Genomic DNA, 1,768 nt, shown 5'->3' with positions numbered 1-1,768 from the left:
GACCTCGGCGCCGAGCGCCTTGACGAGGTCAACCGTCTCGGCGAGGCTCTCGGCGTTCCAGTCGGAGATCGCCAGGAGGGCGCCCTGCTGGGCGGCCTGGCAGGCGAGCTCGCGGCCCATCCCTGAGCCGGCGCCGGTGATCACGACGACCTTGTCCTTCACGGTGGCGAGGCTCATGCGTCGGCTCCTTGGGTGATGTGGGCGGGCTCGAGGTCGTAGTTGTCGGCATCGAAGCGGGCGAGCAGCCTGCGGAAGGTGAAGGTCGCTCGCGGCCACAGGGTCGTGTTCTTCCCGTGCGCGTCGAGGTACCAGCTCGAGCAGCCGCCAGCCGACCAGACCGTGCGCCGCATCCGGCGCTGGAGGTCGTTGTTCCACTCGTCCTGCGCCGACTGGTGCGGCTCCAGGACGGCGATGTCCTGTTCCTTCATCGTCCGCAAGGCATCGACGATGTAGGCGAGCTGCGACTCGATCATGAAGACCATCGAGGAGTGCCCCAGGCCGGTGTTGGCGCCGACGATCTGGAACAGGTTGGGGAAGCCGCGGGTCGTGGTGCCCTTGTAGGAAGCCATCCCGTGCTCGGCCCACACGTCGCGGAGCGAGTGGCCGTCGCGGCCGTGGATGTGCGCGGCGATCGGCTGCTCGGTGGTCTGGAACCCGGTGGCCACGATGAGGACGTCGATGGGCCGTTCGACGCCGTCCGTGGTGATGACCGCGCTGCCGGTCACCTTGAGGATGGGGTCGGTGACGAGGTCGACGTTGTCGGCCGCGAGCGCGGGATAGTAGGTGTTGGAGATCAGGATCCGCTTGCAGCCGATCTGGTAGTTCGGTGTCACCTTCGCCCGCAGCTGTGGGTCCTTGATCCCCTTGGCAAGGTTGGCCAGCGCCATCTTCTTGGCCGGCGTGGCGAGTTTCGGGTTCCACACGAAGCCCGGGACGTAGAGCTCGCGGGCCCAGTAGATGCCCGTGCGGTAGGCCCTCTGGACTCCCGGCACGTGCTTGAAGAGCAGCTTCTCGAGCGCCCTGTAGGGCCGGTCGTTGCGGGCCAGGACGTACGGCGCGGTGCGCTGGTAGACGTCGAGGTGCTCCACGTCTGGCTGGATGGACGGGACGATCTGGATGCTGGAGGCGCCCGTGCCGATGACCGCGACCCGCTTGCCGTTGAGGTCGACGTCGTGGTTCCAGCGGGCCGAGTGGAACACCTCTCCCTGGAAGTTCTCGATGCCGTCGACGTCGGGCATCCTCGGCTCGGAGAGGCCGCCGGAGCCGGAGATGAGCGTCTTCGCGACGATCTCGCCTCGGTTGGTGGTGACGTGCCAGCGTTGGTCGGACTCGTCCCAGCGGGCGTCGGTCAGCTCGGTGCCGAAGGCGAACCGGTCGAGCGTGCCCGACTCCTCGGCCACGTGGAGGAGGTAGGTCTCGATCTCCGGCTGCGGTGAGAAGGACATCGACCACGTCGGGTTGGGGGCGAACGAGAACGAGTAGAGCTGGCTCGGGACGTCGCACGCCGCGCCGGGATAGGTGTTGGCACGCCAGGTGCCGCCGATGCCGCCGTCCTTCTCGATCACCAGGAAGTCGTCCTCGCCGGACTCGGCCAGCTTGATCGCCGTACCCAGCCCTGCGAAGCCCGCGCCGATGACGAGGTGGTCGACGGACGCGGGCAGGTCAAAAGTGCGTGGGGCCATGGGGGGAGGGTATTGGCTTTATTGAATATTCCTCAATAGAATGTGTCGGTGACCACCCCCCCTGCGCGCACCCGGCTCCTGCCAGC

General features: G+C 67.4%; 2 protein-coding genes. Both read right to left on the bottom strand.

The window, feature by feature from the left end; all coding sequences use genetic code 11:
- Nucleotides 1-177: SDR family NAD(P)-dependent oxidoreductase (locus tag RMO85_RS15030; protein ID WP_310529536.1), on the bottom strand; the 177-nt coding region annotated here is incomplete at its 3' end.
- A complete protein-coding gene (locus tag RMO85_RS15025; RefSeq protein WP_310529535.1) occupies nucleotides 174-1,682 on the bottom strand; it encodes an NAD(P)/FAD-dependent oxidoreductase in 1,509 nt (502 codons plus the stop codon). The genes RMO85_RS15030 and RMO85_RS15025, both read right to left, overlap by 4 nt.
- Between the last annotated feature and the right edge of the window lie 86 nt (nucleotides 1,683-1,768).

This window comes from Nocardioides sp., from assembly GCF_031422975.1.
In the GTDB taxonomy this organism is placed as follows: Bacteria; Actinomycetota; Actinomycetes; order Propionibacteriales; family Nocardioidaceae; genus Nocardioides.
The sequence above is the reverse complement of the archived record's forward strand: the minus strand, read 5'-3'. Positions and strand labels throughout refer to the sequence as shown.

Bases quoted from the DNA above. Each gene is read 5' to 3' on its own strand.
- RMO85_RS15025 (WP_310529535.1), bottom strand. From the start codon at position 1,682: ATGGCCCCACGCACTTTTGACCTGCCCGCGTCCGTCGACCACCTCGTC.